Source organism: Serratia sp. FGI94 (assembly GCF_000330865.1).
In the GTDB taxonomy this organism is placed as follows: Bacteria; Pseudomonadota; Gammaproteobacteria; order Enterobacterales; family Enterobacteriaceae; genus Serratia_B; species Serratia_B rubidaea.
The window spans coordinates 2717302-2738503 of the sequence record NC_020064.1 but is presented as its reverse complement, the minus strand read 5'-3'; the positions used below and the strand labels follow the sequence as shown (position 1 = coordinate 2738503).

Below are 21202 nucleotides of genomic sequence, written 5' to 3'. Positions count from 1 at the left end.
TAAGACCTGAGTATCACAATTGATGGTTTATCTGGGGGTACTATGTTCAATAATGAAGATGATTTCCTGAGCGCGTTACCGGAAAAGCTGCGTGAACCGATCGTTAAATTTATTGCCGGCGTTAAAGATACGCTTAATTCTTTAAACTCTGAGTCCTCTGATCTTGCCAAAGGCGTCATTGAAACCGTAAAAGGATTGTTCACGGAGGTGGGGGATTTTATTCACGATCGCGTCAGCAATATTTCTGATCTATTTAGCAAACCGCTCAAATTCTTTAAGGATACTCTGGAAGGCGTGAAGGATCTGGCCGGTAAAGTAGGGGATATCTTCCACGATATCAAGGATAAGTACGATCAGTTGACGGATAAACCTGGCCATATTTTCGACGGGATTAAAAATTGGTTCGATGGCCTGCTGGACGGCAAGCAGGAAAAAACCAGCGATGCGGAATTTAATTTGTACCAAGATGCCCATGATAATGCGGTGGTCGCCCACAGTGCTATTGAAGCTAACGGTGTTGCCACGGCTAATGCGGATATGCACTCGGTAATGTAAGCGGGCGCGAGAACGGCACGACCCGGCCCTTTTACTCAGGCGGCGCCGGGCGTACGCTTCTCGCGCTGTTGCCGCTCAGTCGGCGCTTTTCCAGCGGTTGGCCCTGCTGAAGGAGCCATAGTCGTTAAACCTGACGCCCATTTCTCTCATCGCGCGGTGCGCTTTTGCGACGGTCAACTGCCGGATATAGAACGGTTCATTAACCACAAAGTGGTGAATACTGTGCGTACTGCCGAAATTAAAGCAAAACAGCTGCAGCGGCCATAGCCACCAAGGATTCATCACCTGAGTTTGCTGCAGGAGGTTATTGTGCTCTACGTCGCCATGATAATGCATATTTGAACTGACGAAGTGCAGGCAAAAACTCCAGAGAATATTGGGGCCGATCAGCACCACCACCAACATATCAAGATCGCCGATCAGCGCCTGCGCACCGGCGGACCAGGTAATCGGCATGCCGAACAGCGCTGCGGCGATGTCCACCCCGTGTACCAGCAGAAACAGATACCACAGCCCCCAGGTCAGAAAAGCAACGGGGAAGAACGCCTTGAGGCCAGTCATCACCATCCCCAGACGGTTGCCTTTATCTTTGTCCTGCCAGGCGACGACGGTCATTGCCACCATCAGGTCCGCCGTCATCAGCAGCCGCAGCACGCCCCAGCGGGTGCCGTTACTGAGCGCGCGCTCTTCAATATCCAGCTCTGAACCGGAATACTGATGATGTTTAAGGTGCAGCGTTTTGCGCGCCCACGGGTTGGCGCTGCTCGGCCGGACGATCCACACCAGGGCCATCATCAGGTGGTACATAAAGCGGTTTTTTTTAAAGTAGAGGCTATGGATTAAATCGTGTTCTATCTCATGGGCTAAAGAGAGACACAGCGCATTAAGGATCAGACATAGCCACCAGGGAATCTGCTGATTGAGATAGAGTGCCGAGACGATGACCATTGAAAACAGCGCGAAGAGCAAGATGCCAAGGCCAATGGCGTTCTGATATTTCAACACGGGGAAACGCTGCTTAACGTCGCTGCCTGCCGCGATAATGTTTTTGCGGATATATTTTACCCGCTCGGGCAGGCTGAGCGGCTGGGGTTCATCGACCATTGATACGTCCTCGCTATCCGGTTAACTGCTGTCGAGTGCTCTTCAGGCTCCCTGAGCGGCTGCCTCCGGCCATGTCAGCCAGGATGATTTCCATGCAATAAGTAAGGTAGAAATAATGAGCAAATTATCAAGCATCACTTAAGTTTTGGTGCGGGCGATAGATTTGTTCAGGAATGATTTATCTGCTGATTATTCAGTGAATAATGTCTGGTGTTTCCCGTATTTGATTCTGCTGTTTCGGATTTTTGCGCAGGGAAAACTATCGCGAAGTGAATGGAATTAAAGGGGGAGAATAGGGGGCAGAAGCCCCCTAAGAGAAGACGGCGGTTAGTGCGCCAGGCTTTGGACGATCTGGTAAACCGCCTTTACGCGCTCATCGTTAGGGAAGTTTTTATTCGCCAGCATCACGACGGCGGTTTTTTGCGCGGGGATAAATACCGCGTAGGTGGCAAAGCCGTTAGTCGAGCCGGTTTTGTTGTACCAGGCCTGCTGCTGAGGAGCCTGTGGCGGGGTTATCGCCTGCGCCGGCGTGCCATCCATGATCACCTTCACATCGTTGCCTGCCAGCAACGTTTCCAGCTTCACCGGATACGGGTAGCTTTCCCACATCAGATCCTGAGTAAACTCGCTGGCGCGGTAGTAGCCGCGATGAACGCCATCCAGCGCCTGTTGCCAGTCAGGCGTCACCTTGACCAGCCCCATATTGGCGTTCAGGTAACGGATCAGATCGCTACTGCTGGACTTCAGGCCGTAAGATTCAGCGTCCAGCGGACCGGGGGTAACACGCACCGGTTTATCGTCTTTATTATAGCCCTGCGCATAATCTTTCTGGGCGGCCGGCGGCACATTGAGGTAGCTGTGCGTCATTCCCAGCGTCGGCAGCAGGCGCTGCTCCATGGCGGCGGCAAACGGCTGCTTCAGGCTGTTGGCGGTAATCATGCCGAGCAGGCCGATGCCCAGATTGGAGTACACCCGGTAGCTGCCGATGGGGTGCGACGGCTGCCACTGGCGATAATAGTCCATCAGTTGCTGTTCATTGGTAACCTCATCCGGGACAAACAGCGGCAGGCCGGAGGTATGGGTCGCCAGGTTCAGCAGGCTGACACGATCGAAGGCGCTGCCGCGCAGCTGCGGCAGGTAATGGCTGGCCGGCTGCGCCCAGTCAATTTTGCCGGTGTGCTGCGCGTAGGCGGCCAGCGTGGCGGTAAAGGTTTTGCTCAGCGAGCCGATCTCAAACAGCGTGTTCTGCGTAACCGGCTGTTTGCTCTGTTTGGAGGCTACGCCATAGTTATAAAACTGCGGTTTGCCGTCGACGGAAACGGCGAGGGTCATGCCCGGCACCGCATACTTTTCCATTAACGGCTGTACGATCTTGTCGATGTCCGTCTTATCGACGGCGTGGCTGAATGCCGGCAGCAGGGCCAGGCACAGGGGAAGCAGGGTAAGCGTTTTTTTCAGCATAATTAAAGGTAACCGAGGATGCATCAGATGTCTGGGAATGCCGAACCCGCAGGTTCGGCGCCGATCGTTAATGCGCAAATTTTCCTGTTGCGCTGAAACTACATCATAGAACAGTTGCGTATCGTTATTATCATTAATTATGCGAATAATCCTGATCAGGGCAGGCCCAACCAGCGCAGCAGCGCGGTCACCGCAGCGGCGGCGATCAGCACGATAATCAGCGGCACTTTACGCCAGGTAAGCAGCAGGCCGGTCAGGACGCCGACCACCCGCGCCGCGCCGGCGAAATGTTGGTCCTCAAACAGGGTGGCGATAACCGCGACCGCCAACAGCAGCGTGGTGGCGGCATCCGCCAGCAGATCGCGGGTGGCGGTGGAAAAGGACATCTTCCGGCCGAGCATCGCGCCGCTCAGGCGCAGCAGATAGGTGCCGGCGGCCAGGATAATCATGCCGATAACCACGGATTGCAGTGACATTAACGCGTCCTCTTTCTGATCAGCAGGCCCAGCAGGGCAAACAGCACCGGCATGCCAATGGGTGCCCAGGGCACGGCCGCCAGTGCAAACGCGGTGCCGGAGGCGGCGGAAAGCAGGGTGCGGCGGTTCTTCAGCGCCGAAACGATCAGCGCCAGGAGAATCGTCGGGAAAACGGCGTCCAGACCAATACTGTGCACGTCCGGGATCAGGTTGCCGATGGAACCGCCGATAATCACCCCCAGCGGCCAGCACAGCGCAATGCCGAGGCCGCACAGCCAGTAAGCCGCCTTACGCGCCGCCAGCGTCGATTGCGATACGCCGAACACCACGCTTTCATCATTCATAATGTGGCAACCGAGGAAGCGCGCCGGGCCGTGGCCGATTAAATCCTTCACCGCCATGCCGAAGGGCATATGGCGCGCGTTGACCAGCAGTCCGGCGGTAGCGGCGGCAAATGGGCTGCCGCCGCCGGCGACAATGCCGATAAACAGAAACTCGGACGCGCCGGCCAGCACCAATACTGACAGCCCCAGCGGCACCCACAGCGGGAAACCGTAGCCGATGGCCAGCGATCCGTAAGAAACGCCCACGATGCCATCGGCCAGGCAGACCAGCACGATGCCTTTGACCACATTACCGTTTAGCGCGCCAAAGCGGTTGAGCCTCATCTCCATTACCTTATAACGAACGAAAGTTCTGTTATAATGAACAATGCCAAGCTGTTTTACAAGTCGAACGATCGTTCGTTATAAGGAAAGAGTGACGTATTTATGACGCAACCGATAGCCATTATTGCCGAGGCGCTGATGCGTGAACGCCAGCGCGCGGGGTTTTCTCTGGCGGAGGTCGCCCGGCGCGCGGGCATTGCCAAATCCACGCTGTCGCAACTGGAGGCGGCGAACGGTAATCCCAGTCTGGAAACGCTGTGGGCGCTGTGCGTTGCCCTGGATATTCCGTTTGCCAGGCTGATGGAGCCGCAGCAAAACAGTACGCAGGTGATCCGCCGCGGCGAAGGGCCAACGGTGGTGGCGGAAATGGCTAACTATACCGCCGCGCTGCTGGCGACCTGCCCGCCGGGCGCACGGCGCGATATTTATCTGCTGACCACCCAGCCCGGCGCCGATCGTATTTCACAGCCGCATTCTCCCGGTTCGGTGGAGCACATTATTATTACCCAAGGGCGGGCGCTGGTCGGGCTGACGGAAGCGCCGGTCGAACTGTATGCCGGCGACTATATCTGCTACCCCGGCGACAGGCCGCACATCTTCCAGGCGCTGGAGCCGGATACGCTGGCGGTGCTGGTTTCGGAGCAGAACTGAGCCGCTGGTGCGTCGGCTTTATTAACTATTGTAATCAGCGTAATTACTTTCATTCTCATTTGGCCGTCACTTATAATCCGAACGCCTGCCGTTTTTATAGCCATTAATAAGAATGCTAATTAATTTTTCCCACGCCTGTGACGTTCAGCGTCGCGGCGGTTGGGCCGGGGGATCCTGGCGGCAGGCATCCCCGGTAGAGCATTCACATAAACAGGGATTTCAGGAGAATGTTGATGAAACGGAACGTGCCGCTATTGATGGCGGTGTTGATGGGCGCGGCGTCTGCGGCGTCGGGCGCCGCCTTTGATTTACAATACCACCCGCCGGCTGCGGCCGAGCAGAAACCGGCCGATACGCCGCCGTCACGTAAATCTGCGCCGCGCCATCAGATATGGAATGCGGAAAAACTGGCGCAGGATAATCAGCGGGCGGAGAGCCGGGAGCAGGCCGAGGCGTTGGCGGACTATCAGCGCCAGCGGCAACGCACGCAGATGCTGGGGGAACAGCGGGGCGGACGGCATCCGCACAGTACGCGCCCGGCGGCCAGAGACTATCAGGTCAACTGTATGCCGCCGGCGTATCGCGGCAGTCTGAAGTGGGATGACGAAGGGCGCGATCCCAGCCTGTGCGGGAGCATTAACTGGGATTAACGCGGATAGCAAACACAAGGCCGGACGCTGTTAACATCCGGCCTTTAAGCGTGCGGCGGCACCTTTTCAGGAGGCCATCGCTTCTTCAACAAATAGGAAACCGTTCATCACGTCGTTGAAATAATCAGCCGCAAAGCGGCTTTCCATATAAATAAAGTGGCCAGCCTGCGGTACGGTAATAAATTCGCAGTTATTGATATAGTTACTGAGTTCCTTAATATCTTGCGCTGTAGTGTATTCGTCTTGCTCGCCGTTGATGAACAGTATCGGCGTATCGATTTGCCGGAAGGTATCGATATAGTCCGCCTGGTTAAATTCGGTAATTTGTGCAACGTGGTAACGCACCTGCTTTTGCGCTGATTCGTCAAACTGTCTCAAGTGTTCGTAGTTCACCTGCTTCAACAGATTCGGCAGATATTTGCCAACCTCGGTATTGAGTAGCATCGCCGCTTCGTCGCCTTTACCTTCATCCAGTAATTTCTTGCCCTGACTGACGTAGTAATTCATCGCGTCGTTCACCTTGGTGGAGAACGATGCCACCACGGCTTTGCGGATGGAGCGAGGGCGGGAGGAAAGCGCCATCAATGCTGCCAATCCGCCCCAGGAGATGGAGAGCAGATAAGACGGTTCATAATGGTTAATCAAACTCTGCAGAATGAAAACCTCATCGGTTTTCGACAGCGGTTTGGTTAAGTCATTATGCTCACGGGACTGACCAAGGAACGGCAGATCGAAAAGAATGACGTTAACCCGGTTCTTGAAGTTACGTACGCAGCTGCGAAAAGCCAGCGTGGTTGAAAAAGATCCATTAACGCAAATGACGGAATCCGTGACGCCTGGATAAATATATCGCTCTACATAGACCTGCCAGTCACCGACGCGAACAATTTCTGTTTCTGGTTTCATTTCCCACCCCCATGAATAACAATAAAATGATGCCAGCCACTCAGCGTGGCGCAGCAAACCCTGGAGAATATTTGAAAATCATTGCGTTCCGGTTATTTTGTGTCTGCGGCCAGTGCGGCCGCAGAGCGATATTATGAGTCCGGATATTACGCTGCGTGGTGTACGGCAGCGTCAGCAGCGTCAGTTACGCCGTTAACTTCTACAGCAGCTGGAGTAGCAGCAGCGGCAACGTCACCACCGGTGTGTTCCAGTGCAGAGATCAGCGCGTCGGTAGCGTCGGTTGCGCCATCGGTTACGCCGTCGGTGACGTGATCTACAACTTTACCGACATCGCCGCCCAGGTCGCTGATTTTATCCAGCACGCCGCCGACAAAATCAGTCACATTGCCAGCCAGGTCGCCTACGGTGCCAGCCACATCACCCACCAGGCCCAGCAGAGAACCGGCTACGCCGGAAAGCAGGCCGCCAACGCTGCCGGCTACGCCGCTAATGACACCCCACAGGCCGCCGCTGCCTGAAGTTACAGCGTCAACGACGCCGCCGATAGCGCCGGTGGCGTTGTCAACGGTAGAGTCGACCAGATCGCCCACGGTGCCAGACACGCCGCCAACCAGATCGCCGGCGGTGCCGGTAACGGAACCCACCAGATCGCTTGCGGTGTCAGCGACGTCTTTCACGATATTATCAGCCATAAATCCTCCTAAAAACCTTGCAGGGTTTTGCATTAACAGGGTAAGCATCCAAGCGAGAGTTATTCATCCTTTCGCCTATAAAGTTAGAACCAGATCACGTTGATGATCAAAGTTTAATTAAGTATTAAACCCATGTTAAAAAGTTATAAATCGTGTGTTTTTTTATAAATTCAATATATATCAATTGATTGTATTTCTGGTTCGCTCATCGGATAAGTGAGTTTTTTAGGAATAATTCTATTCACACAGTTTTATTACTGTTGTTTTATTAATTAATTGTGACGCAAATATTAACTTAGCAAGATGTTTTGAAATTGTTAGGAAAACTTACGTTTTTCGCTAAACTTTGTTGGCTTTATGCACCGCCGACGCAACAAGCGTCTGAAGCAGGCATGGACGAAAGGCGGGGCAGCGCGCACGGCGTGTGTCGGCGCGCGGGGAGAAAGCGGGTTAGCGGCAGTAGGCTTGCAGCAGGCTCAGCGCGTCGGCATTGAGCTGATAGAGATACACCGGCCGGCCGGTGGCGCCGTACATGATGCGGGTGCTGAGGATTTCGCTGTCGGCCAGGTAAATTAAATATTTACGGCATGACACTCGCGAGATGCCGATGGCGTTAGCCAGATTATCGGTAGAAAACTCCTCGTCGTGCTGCTGTTCAATCCATTCACAGACCGTGCGCAGCGTCAGGCTGGTCAGCCCTTTCGGCAGCTTCTTGTTTTCATTACCGTTTGGCTGGCGGCGCAGCAGGTTATCTACGTCGGACTGCGCGCAGAACGTGCGCTGCGCCAGCAGGTGCGACTGCTGCTGATAGTGGCTCAACGCCTGCTTGAAACGGGTAAACTGAAACGGTTTGATCAGATAGTCCACCACACCGTAATGCAGCGCCTTTTGTACCGTATTGACGTCGCTGGCGGAGGAGATAACGATAACGTCGGTCTTCTCGCCCAGTTCGCGCAGCGCCGGCAGCAGATCCAACCCGTTCTCCTGCTTCATATAAATATCCAGCAGCACCAGATCGATCCTGGCGCCGCCGTCGGTAAGCAGGGCCTGCGCCTGCGCCAGCGTCGCCACCGTGGCCTGGCAGTGGAAGCCCTTGACCTGGCTCAGGTAATATTTATTGAGTTCTGCCACCATCGGATCGTCATCGACAATCAATACGTTAATCATGTTTTAGCTCTTGGCCTGATAGGGAATATGCACATAGAACTGGGTCAGTTCACCCGGTTCAGAGTCAAAATCAATACTGCCACCCAGCTTTTGCAGGTGGCTGAGAATTAATGCCAGGCCGATGCCGCGTCCCGACCCTTTGGTTGAAAATCCCTGTTCAAAAATGCGTGAGCCGATGATCGGATCGATGCCTGGACCGTCGTCACTGACGATACAGTGTAAATGATTATCATTGTGATGGAAGCTTAGGGTGATCTCATGTCCTTCTTCGCCATCGATGGCCTCAATGGCGTTTTCGATTAAATTACCCAGCACGCTGATCAGCACGTGGGTGGTTTCCGCATCTGCGGTTTCCGGCAGCAGGCTGTCTTCGTCAATCACCAGATCGATGCCGGCCTCCTGCGCGCGGTTGATTTTGGCGATAAAAAAGCCGGCGACTTCGGGCGATTTCACCCGTAGCAGTAGGGTGCCGATCTCTTCCTGATAGGTGCTGGCGGTATTGATCACGTAGTTTTCCAACTGCTGATAGGCCTTCATATGCAGCATGCCGAGGATCACGTGCAGCTTGTTCATAAACTCGTGCGACTGCACCCGCAGCGCGTCGGCGTACTGCGTCATGCCGCTGAGGCGCTGCAGCAGTTGGCTGACCTCGGTTTTATCGCGGAAGGTGGCAATGGCGCCCACCACCTGACCCTGAACGATCACCGGCACGGTATTCACCAGCAGTTCACTGCCGTTGAATGCGATCTGCCGGTCGCGCCGCGGCTTGCCGCTCTCCAGCACCTCCGCCAGATGCAGCTGCGCCGGCCAGTGTTTGCTGGCGGCCTCGATCAGCAGGTTTTCAAACGGCCCGCTCTGGCGCAGCAGCCGTTTCGCCTCATCATTGACGATGCTGATACGTGATTGATTATCGACGGCAATCACGCCTTCTTTAATCGATTGCAGCATCGCATTGCGCTGTTCAAACAGGTTGGAGATTTCGTAAGGCTCAAAGCCGAGCATAATGCGTTTCAACGCTTTTACCAGGCAGAACGTGCCCAGCGAACCGACCAGTGCGGCGAAGGCCAACGTCCAGTAGATAATCCAACGGCTCTCGTCGATAACGCGCTCGACGGTGTCCAGCGCGATGCCCAGCGCCACTACGCCGATCTGCTGGTGCCGGGGATTATAAACCGGCACAAATACCCGCAGCGCCGGGGCCAACGCGCCGCGGTTGATGGCGCTGTTCAGCTGGCCGCGCAGTGCCGGCGCCAGATCGTTGCCGATAAAGTGATGGCCGATCAGCTCCGGCTTGGGGTGTGAATAGCGGATGCCGTCCATATCCAGCACCACCACGAACAGCAGTTCGTTATGCTGGCGCACCTGCTCGGCAAAGCGTTGAATGGCGCCGTCCTGCCGCCGGCTCTGCAGCCCGTCGACGATGGTGTCGGACAGCGCCAGCGTTTCGGCGATGGCCATGGCCTTGCGCTGCAGCTGGCTTTGCCCTTCATGGTTCATCTGAACAAAAAACAGGGCGTACACCACCATCAGCACCGAGGCGATAATGGCGGACACCATCAGCGTGACCGAGGTGCTGAGCTTCAGCGGGAGCCTTGGCTGGGACATGAGAATTCTCCGGAGCAGGTTGCGACGCGTTATTCTAACGGGGAAAAGGGACGGGCGCAGTTACCGGCTGCAGATTTCCACGGCCGGCGGCGGGTACGGGGTTATTTTACGCTATGACGCTGCGTTATGACTGCTGGTAAAGCGCCAGCGCCTGTTCACCGTCGGCGCCCTGATGCACGATCGCCATCAAGGCGCGCACCACCTGCGCCGGGTTATCGTGCTGATAAACGTTGCGACCGTACACCATGCCACTGGCACCCTGCGCCATCAGCGCGGCAGACTTGTCCAGCACCGCGCGCAGCTCGCCCTTGCCGCCGCCGCGCACCAGCGTTGGGCAGCGGGCCGCTTCGACGACGCGGTGAAAATCTTCCACCCGCTCGGTCGGGTCGGCCTTGATGATATCAGCGCCCAGCTCACGCGCCAGACGCACCAGCGGCACCATCTTTTCCACGTCGCCGATTGAGCCGTAGGCGGCGCCCTGGCCGGCCGGCGCCATAACCAGCGGCTCGACCATCAGCGGCATGGCGTAGCGCTCGCAGGCGTGACGCAAACGACCGATGTTCTCAACACACTGGCGGAAAATGCCGGGTTCATCCGGGATCATATACAGATTGACCACCACCGCGGCGGCGTCCATCTGCAGGGCGGCGAGGATCGGTTGCTCCGGGTTATGCAGCACCGCCCACATTTCGCGGTGGCGGGCGGCGTTATAGGCATTGCCGACGTCGGTGCGCATCACCAGCGCCGGTTTGTCGCGCTGCGGGGCGTTTTGCAGCAGATCGGCCTGGCCGTAATTGACCTGAATGGCGTCCGGCCGGGCGGCGATCAGGCTGTGCATCACCCGTTCGATATTCTCCAGGCCGGACAAGAAATCCGGCTCATTGGCGATGCCGTGATCGATCGCCACATCCAGACATTTCCCCTGATTAAACAGCCGGTTCATCCTCGCCTTATTGCCGATTTGCATCTCCAGTCTCCGTCTGATTGGTCGTCTACACAGTATTGGCGAGGATAGGTCGTACGGAACGAATAATCGTGTAAATTGCGCTGCTGCTCGCAATTTTTAGCCGGGCCGGGGAGAACGGGGCGCTCAGGTCAGAAAATCCTCCCGCTGCGGAGTAAAGGTATCCAGCAGTACGCCGGCCTCCAGGCAGACGCAGCCGTGCACCACGTGGGGACGTTTATACAGCGTATCGCCGGCGCTGACCTGATGCGTCTCATCGCCGATGGTAAACGCGAAGCGGCCGGACAACACGTAGGTCAGTTGCTCATGAGGATGGCTGTGCAACGGCCCGACCGCGCCGGTGAGGAAGTGTACTTCGACGGCCATCATGCCGCCGCCGTGCGCCAGAATGCGGCGCGATACGCCATCCCCCAGCGTTTCCAGCTGGGTATCCTGCTTAAATACGAACATTGACGCTCCTGCTAACGAATGAGACCGGATGGGTTTAAATTAAAACGTTGTTTTAATTTTAGCAAGAGGCGCGCGTCGCCGACGGAACGCGGAATATTGAACCAACCGACAACCGCCGGTGCGTTGACAGTTGCGCGCGCGGACCCGGCGACAGTATGCTAAACCCTGCGGCACCCACGGGTGCGCTCGACTATCGCCAGGAAATAAGGGAATCCGCTATGCAAGTTACACGTCGGTTATTGCCACTGATGCTGCTGATACCGCTGTCGGCGCCGTTATTGGCGATGGCGCAGCAGACGCCGCCGGACAAGGGCCGTTCCGCGTCTTTGGCGCCGATCCCCAGCCAACTGCTCGGCCAGTGGCGGGTGACGAAAACATTGCCGACGCAGGCCGACGCCTGCTGGGATCGGCAGCAGATCGACAGCGTGCTGAATACGCAAATCAGCTACCAGCGAGACGGTTTTAGCTGGAATAACCAGCAGCGGCGCAGCTTGGGTGTGGTAAGCAGTACGGTTGAGGAGCAGGAGTTTGTCGAGGATAACTCGGAGGCTGACTCCGATACGCCGGCCGTTGATTTCGCCATGCTCGGCATTATCGCGCCGGCGGTAGAGCGGATCGCCATCATGCATACCGCGAAAGACTCGGCCGCCAATACGCCGGATGCCGACGAGTTCCCCGGGGCGACGGTGCTGATCAAAAATCCGGATACGCTGATTTTCTCCCTGTGCAACGTGTACTTTGAGGCCCAGCGTCAGCGCTAAAGGCTGGCGTTACACCGTCACTCTAACCACGTCGATCCCGCTCTTTTGCAGCCCGTTGAGGCAGTCTGCGGGAATCCCCTCATCGGTGATGATGGTGTCGATGCGCTGGGTATCGATAATTTTATGCAGGCTGGAACGGTTGAACTTGCTGGAGTCGGTCACCACGATAATCCGCTCCGCCACTTCGCACATCCGGCGGTTCAGCCGCGCCTCATCCTCATTGTGCGTACTGATGCCGCGCTCCGGGTCAATGGCGTCAACGCCGAGAAACAGCATATCGAAGTGATAATTCTGCAGCGCCTGTTCGGCCTGATCGCCGTAAAAAGAGAGCGACTGACGGCGCAGGTGGCCGCCGGTCATTAACAGCTCCACGCCTTCCGCCTCCAGCAGCGCATTGCCGACGTTCATGCCGTTGGTCATGGCGATCACCGCCTGGTGGTGGCGCATCAGCCGGGCTATCTCGTAGGTGGTGGTGCCGGAGTCGAGAATCACCCGATGGCCGGGCTGGATCATCTCGGCCGCAACCCGGGCGATAGCCTGTTTTAACGCCATATTCAGCGAACTTTTCGCTTCTACGCTGGGCTCCGCGGCGGGCGACGCGCCGTCGCAGATCAGCGCGCCGCCGTAGGCGCGTACGGCGATGCCCTGTTTTTCCAGGAACGCCAGATCGTTGCGGATCGTCACCGTGGAGACGCCAAACCAGGCGGAAAGATCGTTAACCTGCACGCTTCCTTGCTGCCGCAACCGCTGAATGATCTGTTCACGCCGTTCGCTGGTGCCGGTGACGCGCTTGTCAGCGGAAAAGTCGCTGCTGCTCATAAGAGCTCCTTTCATTAAGTCTTTCGTTTCATTTCGATTCGCCTATTAACTCCTTTCCTTTGACAGAATGCAAGCGTAAAAACGCCGTCGTCAGTGCGCTGGCTCACGTCCGTTTCCTTTCGTTGGCTTTCTTTTGTGAAACGGATCGGAAAATTAATATCTTTCGTTTTGTTTTTTTAAATCTCTACAGCAGGATGAAAGAAACGAAACGAAAATATGTTGCCGTGCATCGGCCGGACGGGGGGAGGACAGTGAAACAGCTTACAGAGATGGTTATCAGGCATAAGCAGGGGCTGGCGAATGGCATCTACGCCGTGTGCTCCGCGCACCCGTTGGTGCTGGAGGCGGCGCTGTGCTACGCCCGGCAGCAGCAGACGCCTTTGCTGATTGAGGCGACGTCCAACCAGGTCGATCAGTTCGGCGGCTATACCGGCATGACGCCGGCGGATTTTCGCGGCTTTGTCTGTCGGCTGGCGCAGCGGCTGGATTTCCCCACGTCGCAGCTGATCTTCGGCGGTGATCACCTCGGCCCCAACCGCTGGCAGAACCAGCCTGCCGAGCAGGCGATGGCGTTGGCGGAAACGCTGATTGAAAGCTACGCCGCCGCCGGTTTTAAAAAAATTCACCTCGATTGCAGCATGTCCTGTGCGGATGACCCGCGGCCGCTGAGCGATGCGATCGTCGCCGAACGCGCCGCGCGGCTGGCGCAGGCGGCCGAACGCACCTGCCGCGCGCAGTTCGGCGTCGCCGATCTGGTGTATGTGATCGGCACCGAGGTGCCGGTGCCCGGCGGCGCGCATGAGGCCCTGACGACGCTGGCGGTCACCGCCCCGGAGGCCGCGCGGGCGACGCTGGCCGCGCACCGTCAGGCGTTTGAGCGGCAGGGGCTGGATGACGTCTGGCCGCGCATTATCGCGCTGGTGGTGCAGCCCGGCGTCGAGTTCGACCATACGCAGGTGATTGACTACCAGCCGCAGCAGGCCGTGGCGCTCAGCGCTATGGTGGCGTCCTGCGATACGCTGGTGTTTGAAGCCCACTCCACCGATTACCAGACGCCGCAGGCGCTGCGCCAACTGGTGAAAGACCACTTTGCAATCCTGAAGGTCGGTCCGGCGCTGACCTTCGCCCTGCGCGAGGCGCTGTTTGCGCTGGCGGCGGTGGAGCAGGAGCTGCTGCCGGCGCATGCCTGTTCCGGTCTGCGGCAGGTGCTGGAACAGGTGATGTGCGAGCGGCCGGAGTACTGGCGCAGCCACTACCATGGCGATGAGTCCGCTCGCCGGCTGGCGCGCGGCTACAGCTACTCCGACCGTATCCGCTACTACTGGCCGGACGAACAGATTGAGCGGGCGTTTACCCAACTGCTGCATAACCTGGCGGAGACGCCGATTCCGCTGCCGCTGCTTAGCCAGTATCTACCGCTGCAGTATCCCAGGGTGCGGGCGGGGACGCTGGTCGCCGCGCCGCGCGCGCTGATTATCGACCATATCCAGCACGTTCTGGGCCAGTATCACGCCGCCTGTCAGGGCGAGGCCCGGCATCACGCATAACAACAACGAGGAAAACGCTATGCCGAACATTGTATTAAGTCGCATCGACGAACGTCTGATTCACGGGCAGGTAGGCGTGCAGTGGGTCGGGTTCGCCGGGGCGAATCTGGTGCTGGTGGCCAACGATGAGGCGGCCGCGGACCCGGTGCAGCAGAACCTGATGGAGATGGTGTTGGCGGAGGGCATTGCGGTGCGCTTCTGGCCGTTGCAGAAAGTGATCGACAACATTCACCGCGCCGCCGATCGGCAAAAAATCCTGCTGGTGTGCAAAACGCCGGCGGATTTTCTCACGCTGGTGCAGGGCGGGGTGCCGGTAACGCGTATCAACGTCGGCAATATGCACTACGTCGAGGGCAAACGACAAATTGCCAAAACGGTCTCCGTCGACGCCGGTGATATCGCCGCGTTTCACGGCTTGCAAGACGCCGGCGTGGCGTGCTTTGTACAGGGCGTACCGACGGAGCCGGCGTTGGATCTGTTCAAACAACTGTGAGGAATGGGCGATGGAAATCAGTCTGTTGCAGGCCTGTGCGCTGGGCGTTCTCGCCTTTATCGCCGGCCTGGATATGTTTGACGGCTTAACCCATATGCACCGCCCGGTGGTGCTCGGCCCGCTGGTGGGGCTGATCCTCGGCGATCTGCATACCGGCATTCTGACCGGCGGCACGCTGGAGCTGGTGTGGATGGGGCTGGCGCCGCTGGCGGGGGCGCAGCCGCCCAACGTGATTATCGGCACTATCGTCGGCACCACCTTCGCCATTACCACCGGGGTAAAGCCGGACGTGGCGGTCGGCGTCGCGGTGCCGTTCGCCGTGGCGGTGCAGATGGGCATTACCTTCCTGTTCTCGGTGATGTCCGGCGTGATGTCCCGCTGCGACAGGATGGCGGCCAACGCCGACACCCGGGGCATTGAGCGGGTGAACTACCTGGCGATGCTGGCGCTGGGGTGTTTCTACTTTCTGTGCGCCTTCCTGCCGATTTACTTCGGCGCGGAACATGCCAAAACCGCGATCGACGTGCTGCCGGCGCGGCTGATTGACGGCCTCGGCGTGGCGGGCGGCATGATGCCGGCCATCGGCTTCGCCGTGCTGCTGAAGATCATGATGAAAAACGTCTATATCCCCTATTTTATCATCGGCTTTGTGGCGGCGGCCTGGCTGAAGCTGCCGGTGTTGGCGATTGCCGCGGCGGCGCTGGCAATGGCGCTGATCGACCTGTACCGCAAAGGCCCTGAAGCCAACACGCCGGAGCCACGGCAGGAGGAGTTCGAAGATGGTATCTGATCAACGCACGCTGCCGAACAACGTCTCTGGCGGTGAGGAGACGCTGCTGTCCGGCGCCAATGAGAACGTATATGAAGACCAGCGCGTCGGCGCGGAACTGAGCCGCAAGGACATCAACCGCGTCGCCTGGCGTTCCATGCTGCTGCAGGCTTCGTTCAACTATGAGCGTATGCAGGCCTCCGGCTGGCTGTACGGGCTGTTGCCGGCGCTGAAAAAAATCCATACCAACCCACGCGATCTGGCGCGGGCGATGAAGGGGCATATGGGGTTCTTTAACACCCACCCGTTTCTGGTGACCTTTGTCATCGGCATTATTCTGGCGATGGAGCGCTCCAAGCAGGACGTCAACAGCATTCAGAGCACCAAAATCGCCGTCGGCGCGCCGCTGGGCGGCATTGGCGACGCCATGTTCTGGCTGACGCTGCTGCCGATTTGCGGCGGTATCGGCGCCAGCCTGGCGCTACAGGGGTCGATCCTCGGCGCGGTGATCTTCCTGCTGCTGTTTAACGTGGTGCACCTGGGGGTGCGTTTTGGTCTGGCCCACTATGCCTACCGCATGGGCGTGTCGGCGATTCCACTGCTGAAAGCCAACACCAGGCGGGTCGGTCATGCGGCGTCGATCGTCGGTATGACGGTGATCGGCGCGCTGGTGGCGACCTACGTGCGCTTGGCGACGACGCTGGAGATCACCGCCGGCGATGCGGTGGTCAAGCTGCAGAGCGACGTGATTGACAAGCTGATGCCGGCCTTCCTGCCGTTGGCGTACACCTTGCTGATGTACTACCTGGTGCGGCGCGGCTGGAGCCCGCTGCGGCTGATCGCGATGACCGTGGTGCTGGCGATAGCCGGCAAGTTTGCTCACTTTTTGTAAGCCGGAGGCGTTGACGATGATAGGCATTATTCTTTGCGGCCACGGCGGCTTCGCCAGCGGGCTGGCGCGGGCGATGACGCAGATCCTGGGCGAACAGCCGCAGTTTATGGCGATCGATTTTACCGAAAGCGCCAGCACGGCGCAGCTGACCGCCGAGCTGGAGCAGGCGGTGGCGGCGCTTGATGCGCAGGAAGAGCTGGTGTTTCTGACCGATCTCTTGGGGGGCACGCCGTTTCGCGTTGCGTCGACGCTGGCGATGCAACGGCCGGGGCGGGAAGTGATTACCGGCACCAATCTGCAGCTGCTGCTGGAGATGGTGCTGGAGCGGGAGGGGCTGAGCAGCGAGGCGTTCCGCCGGCAGGCGCTGGAGTGCGGACGGCGCGGGCTGACCAGCCTGGCGGATGAGCTGGGCCGCTGTCGGGCGGAAAAACCGTTGGAAGAGGGCATCTGATCCTCGCGTCCGCCCGCTGACACCAAACCATACGCAAGGCCGCCGCGCGATTGCCAGCGGCCGATGCTGACGTTACACGACTAAGGATTGAGCTATGCCACACACCGAGATTTTCCCCACCGCGACGCCGGACAGCTGGACAGAGGCCGAAATCCGTCAGCAGCCCGCCAGCTGGCTGCGGGCGCTGGAGAGGCTGGACGACCTGCGCCGGCCGCTTGAACAGTTTCTTGCGCCGCTGCTGCTTGACGGCGACTTACGCATTGTGCTGACCGGCGCCGGCACCTCGGCGTTTATCGGCGAGATTATCGCCCCCTGGCTGGCGCGCCATACGGGCAAGAATTTCAGCGCGCTGCCCACCACCGACTTGGTCACCAACCCGCAGGACTACCTGAACGCCGCCCATCCGCTGCTGCTGGTCTCCTTTGGCCGTTCCGGCAACAGCCCGGAAAGCCTGGCGGCGATTGAGCTGGCCAATCAGCTGGTGCCGGAATGCCATCACCTGGTGATTACCTGCAACGAAGGCGGCGGTCTGTACCAGAACGCGCGTGACGGTGACAATGCTTTGGCGCTGCTGATGCCGGCGGAAACGCACGATCGCGGCTTTGCCATGACCAGCAGCATTACCACCATGATGCTCAGCTGTCTGGCGGCGTTTGCGCCGGCGGTATTCAATGCCCGCCGGTTCGGCGACGTGGCCGAACGTTGTCAGCGCATTCTGGCGTCGCTGGGGGATTTCCGCACCGGCGTGTTCGGCAACCAGCCGTGGCAACGCGTCGCCTACCTCGGCAGCGGCGGCCTGCAGGGGGCGGCGCGCGAGGCCGCACTGAAAGTGCTGGAGCTGACCGCCGGCCGGCTGGCGGCGTTTTATGATTCGCCGGCCGGTTTCCGCCACGGCCCGAAATCGCTGGTGGATGACAAGACGCTGGTGGTGGTGTTTATTTCCGGCCATCCCTATACGCGCCGTTACGATTTGGATCTGCTGGCCGAGCTGCGCCGCGAAAAACAGGCGCAGCGCGTAGTGGCGATTGCGGCGCAGCCGGATGCGGTGATCGAACAGGGGCCGCATATTCTGCTGCCGCCGGCGCGCGAGTTTAACGACGTGGAGCTGACGTTCTGCTTCCTGATGTACGCGCAGGTGTTTGCGCTGAGCGAATCGCTGAAGGCGGGCATTACGCCGGATACGCCTTCCGCCAGTGGTGCGGTCAACCGGGTGGTGCAGGGCGTGGTTATTCATGCATGGCAAGCGTAAGGGGACATCATGAGCATTATTTCCACCAAGTATCTGTTGCTGGACGCGCAGGCTCGCGGCTATGCGGTGCCGGCGTTCAATATCCACAATGCCGAAACCATCCAGGCGATTCTTGAGGTGTGCGCCGAGCTGCGTTCACCGGTAATCCTGGCGGGCACGCCCGGCACCTTCAAGCATATCGCCTTTGAGGAGATCTACGCGCTGTGCAGCGCCTATTCTGCCAGCTATCGGATGCCGCTGGCGCTGCACCTTGACCACCATGAATCGCTGGATGATATCCGCCGCAAGGTGCAGGCCGGGGTGCGCAGCGCAATGATCGACGGCAGCCATTTGCCGTTTGACGATAACGTCCGGCTGGTGGCGTCGGTGGTGGAGTATTGTCATCGTCACGACTGCAGCGTGGAGGCCGAGCTGGGCCGGCTGGGCGGCGTGGAGGACGATATGGCCACCGATGACGAACAGGCGTTTATGACCGATCCGCAGGAGGCGCGCCGCTTTGTGGCGCAGACCGGCGTCGATAGCCTGGCCGTCGCCATCGGCACCGCGCACGGTCTGTATGCCCAGCGGCCGAAGATTGATTTTCAGCGCTTGGCGGCCATTCGCGATGTGGTCAGCGTGCCGCTGGTGCTGCACGGCGCCAGCGATGTGCCGGACGAGTTCGTCCGTCGGGCGATCGCCCTCGGCGTCTGCAAGGTCAACGTGGCCACCGAGCTGAAGATCGCCTTCGCCGGCGCGGTGAAGCAGTGGTTTGCCGACCATCCGCAGGGCAACGATCCCCGTTACTACCTGCGCGTGGGCATGGATGCGATGAAAGAAGTGGTCAGAAATAAAATCAGCCTGTGCGGCTCGGCGGGCAAAATCGGCGCGGAACCGGCGCTGACGGCGTAACGCCGCCTGGTGATTAGTGCAGTCTTCAATAACAACAATAAGGATCTCTGGTATGAGGAAAGTCTTCCGCGTGGCGCTGTTGACGCTGCTGGTGGCCAACGGTGCGGCCGCCGCGCAGTACGCGCTCGATAATGAAAATATTGCCGTGGCCTTTAACCAGGATAAGTCGGCGCTGACGATCAAGGATAAGGCCGACGGGGGGCAGCTGGCGCCGCAGGAACTGTTTTTTCTGACGCTGCCTGATGAGACGGTGATTCATGCCGCGGATTTCACGCTGCAGAGCGTCAGCCAACAGGGGGAGGCGATAACGCTCACCTATACGCGCCCTGACTTTAACGTCAGCGTGACGCTCAACACGCTGCACGGCAAGTATGCGCGCATCGATTATAAGATTAGCGCGCAAAAGCAGGCGCGCCGGGTGGCGAAGATTACCTTCTTCCCGACGAAGAAGCAGGCGCAGGCCCCTTATGTTGACGGTGCGATCAATAGCTCACCGATTATTGCCGACTCATTCTTTATTATTCCGGAAAAGCCGATCGTCAATACCTATGCCTACGAGGCTACCACCAACCTGAACGTGGAGCTGGCGACGCCGATTGAGCCGGAAGCGCCGGTCAGCTACCGGATCTATTTCGGCACCTTTCCGCAGCCCGACCAGCTGCGCCGCAGCGTGAACCAGTTTATCAACGCGGTGCGCGCGCGGCCGTATCAGCCTTATCTGCACTACAACAGCTGGATGGATATCGGCTTCTTCACCACCTATACCGAGCAGGACGTGCTGAAACGCATGGACGAGTGGGACAAGGCCTTTATCAGCGGCCGCGGGGTGAAGCTGGATGCGTTCTTGCTGGATGACGGCTGGGATGACCGCAGCGGACGCTGGCTGTTCGGCCCGGCGTTCCGCCACGGTTTTGGCGCGGTGCGGGACAAGGCGGCCAGCGTGCACAGTTCGGTCGGCCTGTGGCTGTCGCCGTGGGGCGGCTATAACAAACCGCGCGATATTCGCGTTTCCCACGCCAAAGAGTACGGTTTTGAAACCGTTGACGGCAAACTGGCGCTGTCCGGCCCGAACTACTTTAAAAACTTCAATCAGCAGATCGTCAAGCTGATCAAGAACGAGCATATCACCTCGTTCAAGCTGGACGGCATGGGCAACGCCAACGCGCACCTTGCCGGCAGCCCGTTTGCCTCGGATTTTGACGCCTCGATCGCGCTGCTGGACAATATGCGTGCCGCCAACCCGCAGCAGTTTATCAACCTGACCACCGGCACCAACGCCAGCCCGTCCTGGCTGTTCTATGCCGACTCTATCTGGCGGCAGGGCGATGATATCAATCTGTACGGCAAAGGATCGCCGGTGCAGCGCTGGATGACCTACCGCGATGCGGAAACCTACCGCTCTATCGTCAAAAAAGGGCCGCTGTTCCCGCTGAACTCGCTGATGTATCACGGCATTATCAGCGCGGAAAATGCCTACTACGGCCTGGAGAAAGTACAGAGCGACGCTGACTTTGACGATCAGGCGTGGAGCTTCTTCGCCACCGGTACGCAGCTGCAGGAGCTGTATATCACCCCGTCGATGCTGAACGATCACAAGTGGGATACCCTGGCGCAGGCGGCGAAGTGGTCGCGGGATAATGCGGCGGTATTGGTCGATACCCACTGGATCGGTGGCGATCCGACGCTGTTGGAGGTATACGGTTGGGCGTCGTGGCAGCCGGAGAAGGGGATTTTCGGGCTGCGCAATCCGCTGGATAAACCGCAGACCTATTACCTGGATCTGAGTAAAGCGTTCGAAATCCCGCAGGGCGTCGGCGACCGCTTTAGCCTGAAGCCGGTTTACGGCAGCAACGCCACCTTCCCACAGGCGTATCAGCAGGCGCTGGTGGTTACCCTGCAGCCGCTGGAAACGCTGGTGTTTGAGGCGACGCCGCTCAAATAGCCGCGGCGCAACGCCGGGCAACACCCATCCACGCCGCGGCGT

23 protein-coding genes are annotated in these 21202 nt (G+C 58.7%); 12 read left to right on the top strand and 11 right to left on the bottom strand.

The genetic code is table 11. The features are described 5' to 3' along the window. The first annotated feature begins 42 nt into the window (after positions 1 to 42). The gene (locus tag D781_RS12455; RefSeq protein ID WP_041411812.1) at positions 43 to 555 is read left to right on the top strand and encodes a hypothetical protein; all 513 of its coding nucleotides are present in this window, start codon (positions 43 to 45) and stop codon (positions 553 to 555) included. A 75-nt stretch (positions 556 to 630) separates the two neighbouring features. On the opposite strand, the gene D781_RS12450 is transcribed toward D781_RS12455, so the two are convergent. The 4 genes from D781_RS12450 to D781_RS12435 all read right to left on the bottom strand — a co-directional run bounded on the left by D781_RS12450 (position 631) and on the right by D781_RS12435 (position 4270). Then, positions 631 to 1659 carry a fatty acid desaturase gene (locus tag D781_RS12450; protein WP_015672687.1) on the bottom strand — a complete coding sequence of 343 codons (1029 nt, stop codon included), beginning with the start codon at positions 1657 to 1659 and terminating at the stop codon, positions 631 to 633. A 327-nt stretch (positions 1660 to 1986) separates the two neighbouring features. Continuing rightward, the gene (gene ampC / locus D781_RS12445) at positions 1987 to 3120 is read right to left on the bottom strand and encodes a class C beta-lactamase (RefSeq protein WP_015672686.1); all 1134 of its coding nucleotides are present in this window, start codon (positions 3118 to 3120) and stop codon (positions 1987 to 1989) included. 155 nt (positions 3121 to 3275) lie between these two features. Beyond that, positions 3276 to 3596: an AzlD domain-containing protein gene (locus D781_RS12440; protein ID WP_015672685.1), complete on the bottom strand. Its 321-nt coding sequence runs from the start codon at positions 3594 to 3596 to the stop codon at positions 3276 to 3278. Then, entirely contained in the window at positions 3596 to 4270 is a 675-nt protein-coding gene (locus tag D781_RS12435) for an AzlC family ABC transporter permease (RefSeq protein ID WP_138111576.1), read from the bottom strand. The genes D781_RS12440 and D781_RS12435 overlap by 1 nt, the downstream gene beginning before the upstream one ends. Before the next feature lie 96 nt (positions 4271 to 4366). Between D781_RS12435 and D781_RS12430 the strand changes: the two genes are divergently transcribed. Together D781_RS12430 and D781_RS12425 are read left to right on the top strand one after the other, a co-directional pair. Continuing rightward, positions 4367 to 4915, top strand: coding sequence for an XRE family transcriptional regulator (locus D781_RS12430; protein WP_015672683.1), 549 nt, complete (start codon positions 4367 to 4369; stop codon positions 4913 to 4915). Positions 4916 to 5148: 233 nt separating this feature from the next. Beyond that, the gene (locus tag D781_RS12425) at positions 5149 to 5565 is read left to right on the top strand and encodes a hypothetical protein (RefSeq protein WP_015672682.1); all 417 of its coding nucleotides are present in this window, start codon (positions 5149 to 5151) and stop codon (positions 5563 to 5565) included. A 66-nt stretch (positions 5566 to 5631) separates the two neighbouring features. Here the strand turns inward: D781_RS12425 and D781_RS12420 are convergent, their stop codons facing one another. The 6 genes from D781_RS12420 to D781_RS12395 form a co-directional block, all read right to left on the bottom strand. Beyond that, positions 5632 to 6471, bottom strand: coding sequence for an alpha/beta hydrolase (locus D781_RS12420; RefSeq protein ID WP_015672681.1), 840 nt, complete (start codon positions 6469 to 6471; stop codon positions 5632 to 5634). Between the two features lie 146 nt (positions 6472 to 6617). Next, on the bottom strand, positions 6618 to 7163 hold the full coding sequence (locus D781_RS12415; protein WP_015672680.1) for a hypothetical protein: 546 nt from the start codon (positions 7161 to 7163) through the stop codon (positions 6618 to 6620). 450 nt (positions 7164 to 7613) lie between these two features. Continuing rightward, a complete protein-coding gene (gene dcuR, locus D781_RS12410; RefSeq protein WP_015672679.1) occupies positions 7614 to 8330 on the bottom strand; it encodes a two-component system response regulator DcuR in 717 nt (238 codons plus the stop codon). 3 nt (positions 8331 to 8333) lie between these two features. Then, a complete protein-coding gene (locus D781_RS12405; protein ID WP_015672678.1) occupies positions 8334 to 9935 on the bottom strand; it encodes a sensor histidine kinase in 1602 nt (533 codons plus the stop codon). Between the two features lie 124 nt (positions 9936 to 10059). Next, entirely contained in the window at positions 10060 to 10902 is an 843-nt protein-coding gene (locus D781_RS12400) for a fructose-bisphosphate aldolase (protein WP_015672677.1), read from the bottom strand. 123 nt (positions 10903 to 11025) lie between these two features. After that, the gene (locus D781_RS12395) at positions 11026 to 11349 is read right to left on the bottom strand and encodes a cupin domain-containing protein (protein WP_015672676.1); all 324 of its coding nucleotides are present in this window, start codon (positions 11347 to 11349) and stop codon (positions 11026 to 11028) included. Positions 11350 to 11567: 218 nt separating this feature from the next. On the opposite strand from D781_RS12395, the gene D781_RS12390 reads away from it, so the two are divergent. Further along, positions 11568 to 12110, top strand: coding sequence for a hypothetical protein (locus D781_RS12390; RefSeq protein ID WP_015672675.1), 543 nt, complete (start codon positions 11568 to 11570; stop codon positions 12108 to 12110). Between the two features lie 9 nt (positions 12111 to 12119). Here D781_RS12390 and D781_RS12385 read toward each other — a convergent pair whose 3' ends face one another. Further along, a complete protein-coding gene (locus D781_RS12385; protein WP_015672674.1) occupies positions 12120 to 12929 on the bottom strand; it encodes a DeoR family transcriptional regulator in 810 nt (269 codons plus the stop codon). Between the two features lie 251 nt (positions 12930 to 13180). Here D781_RS12385 and kbaZ point away from each other — a divergent pair, with 251 nt between their 5' ends. The 8 genes from kbaZ to D781_RS12345 all read left to right on the top strand — a co-directional run bounded on the left by kbaZ (position 13181) and on the right by D781_RS12345 (position 21160). Next, positions 13181 to 14476, top strand: coding sequence for a tagatose-bisphosphate aldolase subunit KbaZ (kbaZ, locus tag D781_RS12380; RefSeq protein WP_041411811.1), 1296 nt, complete (start codon positions 13181 to 13183; stop codon positions 14474 to 14476). Positions 14477 to 14495: 19 nt separating this feature from the next. Further along, positions 14496 to 14969, top strand: coding sequence for a PTS N-acetylgalactosamine transporter subunit IIB (gene agaV / locus D781_RS12375; RefSeq protein WP_015672672.1), 474 nt, complete (start codon positions 14496 to 14498; stop codon positions 14967 to 14969). A gap of 10 nt (positions 14970 to 14979) precedes the next feature. Next, a complete protein-coding gene (gene agaW, locus D781_RS12370) occupies positions 14980 to 15759 on the top strand; it encodes a PTS N-acetylgalactosamine transporter subunit IIC (protein ID WP_015672671.1) in 780 nt (259 codons plus the stop codon). Then, positions 15749 to 16630, top strand: coding sequence for a PTS N-acetylgalactosamine transporter subunit IID (agaE, locus tag D781_RS12365; RefSeq protein ID WP_015672670.1), 882 nt, complete (start codon positions 15749 to 15751; stop codon positions 16628 to 16630). Before agaW ends, agaE begins: the two co-directional genes overlap by 11 nt. A gap of 16 nt (positions 16631 to 16646) precedes the next feature. Continuing rightward, positions 16647 to 17081 (top strand): PTS galactosamine/N-acetylgalactosamine transporter subunit IIA, encoded by a 435-nt coding sequence (gene agaF, locus D781_RS12360; RefSeq protein ID WP_015672669.1) that lies wholly within the window; start codon positions 16647 to 16649, stop codon positions 17079 to 17081. Between the two features lie 94 nt (positions 17082 to 17175). Next, a complete protein-coding gene (locus tag D781_RS12355; protein WP_015672668.1) occupies positions 17176 to 18330 on the top strand; it encodes an SIS domain-containing protein in 1155 nt (384 codons plus the stop codon). A gap of 9 nt (positions 18331 to 18339) precedes the next feature. Further along, a complete protein-coding gene (kbaY, locus tag D781_RS12350; RefSeq protein ID WP_015672667.1) occupies positions 18340 to 19218 on the top strand; it encodes a tagatose-bisphosphate aldolase subunit KbaY in 879 nt (292 codons plus the stop codon). Between the two features lie 52 nt (positions 19219 to 19270). Further along, positions 19271 to 21160, top strand: coding sequence for a hypothetical protein (locus tag D781_RS12345; RefSeq protein ID WP_015672666.1), 1890 nt, complete (start codon positions 19271 to 19273; stop codon positions 21158 to 21160). Positions 21161 to 21202: the final 42 nt, after the last annotated feature.

Coding starts and splice junctions, on each gene's coding strand:
- D781_RS12455 (WP_041411812.1), top strand. CDS start 43: ATGTTCAATAATGAAGATGATTTCCTGAGCGCGTTACCGGAAAAGCTG.
- D781_RS12450 (WP_015672687.1), bottom strand. CDS start 1,659: ATGGTCGATGAACCCCAGCCGCTCAGCCTGCCCGAGCGGGTAAAATAT.
- ampC (WP_015672686.1), bottom strand. CDS start 3,120: ATGCTGAAAAAAACGCTTACCCTGCTTCCCCTGTGCCTGGCCCTGCTG.
- D781_RS12440 (WP_015672685.1), bottom strand. CDS start 3,596: ATGTCACTGCAATCCGTGGTTATCGGCATGATTATCCTGGCCGCCGGC.
- D781_RS12435 (WP_138111576.1), bottom strand. CDS start 4,270: ATGGAGATGAGGCTCAACCGCTTTGGCGCGCTAAACGGTAATGTGGTC.
- D781_RS12430 (WP_015672683.1), top strand. CDS start 4,367: ATGACGCAACCGATAGCCATTATTGCCGAGGCGCTGATGCGTGAACGC.
- D781_RS12425 (WP_015672682.1), top strand. CDS start 5,149: ATGAAACGGAACGTGCCGCTATTGATGGCGGTGTTGATGGGCGCGGCG.
- D781_RS12420 (WP_015672681.1), bottom strand. CDS start 6,471: ATGAAACCAGAAACAGAAATTGTTCGCGTCGGTGACTGGCAGGTCTAT.
- D781_RS12415 (WP_015672680.1), bottom strand. CDS start 7,163: ATGGCTGATAATATCGTGAAAGACGTCGCTGACACCGCAAGCGATCTG.
- dcuR (WP_015672679.1), bottom strand. CDS start 8,330: ATGATTAACGTATTGATTGTCGATGACGATCCGATGGTGGCAGAACTC.
- D781_RS12405 (WP_015672678.1), bottom strand. CDS start 9,935: ATGTCCCAGCCAAGGCTCCCGCTGAAGCTCAGCACCTCGGTCACGCTG.
- D781_RS12400 (WP_015672677.1), bottom strand. CDS start 10,902: ATGCAAATCGGCAATAAGGCGAGGATGAACCGGCTGTTTAATCAGGGG.
- D781_RS12395 (WP_015672676.1), bottom strand. CDS start 11,349: ATGTTCGTATTTAAGCAGGATACCCAGCTGGAAACGCTGGGGGATGGC.
- D781_RS12390 (WP_015672675.1), top strand. CDS start 11,568: ATGCAAGTTACACGTCGGTTATTGCCACTGATGCTGCTGATACCGCTG.
- D781_RS12385 (WP_015672674.1), bottom strand. CDS start 12,929: ATGAGCAGCAGCGACTTTTCCGCTGACAAGCGCGTCACCGGCACCAGC.
- agaV (WP_015672672.1), top strand. CDS start 14,496: ATGCCGAACATTGTATTAAGTCGCATCGACGAACGTCTGATTCACGGG.
- agaW (WP_015672671.1), top strand. CDS start 14,980: ATGGAAATCAGTCTGTTGCAGGCCTGTGCGCTGGGCGTTCTCGCCTTT.
- agaE (WP_015672670.1), top strand. CDS start 15,749: ATGGTATCTGATCAACGCACGCTGCCGAACAACGTCTCTGGCGGTGAG.
- agaF (WP_015672669.1), top strand. CDS start 16,647: ATGATAGGCATTATTCTTTGCGGCCACGGCGGCTTCGCCAGCGGGCTG.
- D781_RS12355 (WP_015672668.1), top strand. CDS start 17,176: ATGCCACACACCGAGATTTTCCCCACCGCGACGCCGGACAGCTGGACA.
- kbaY (WP_015672667.1), top strand. CDS start 18,340: ATGAGCATTATTTCCACCAAGTATCTGTTGCTGGACGCGCAGGCTCGC.
- D781_RS12345 (WP_015672666.1), top strand. CDS start 19,271: ATGAGGAAAGTCTTCCGCGTGGCGCTGTTGACGCTGCTGGTGGCCAAC.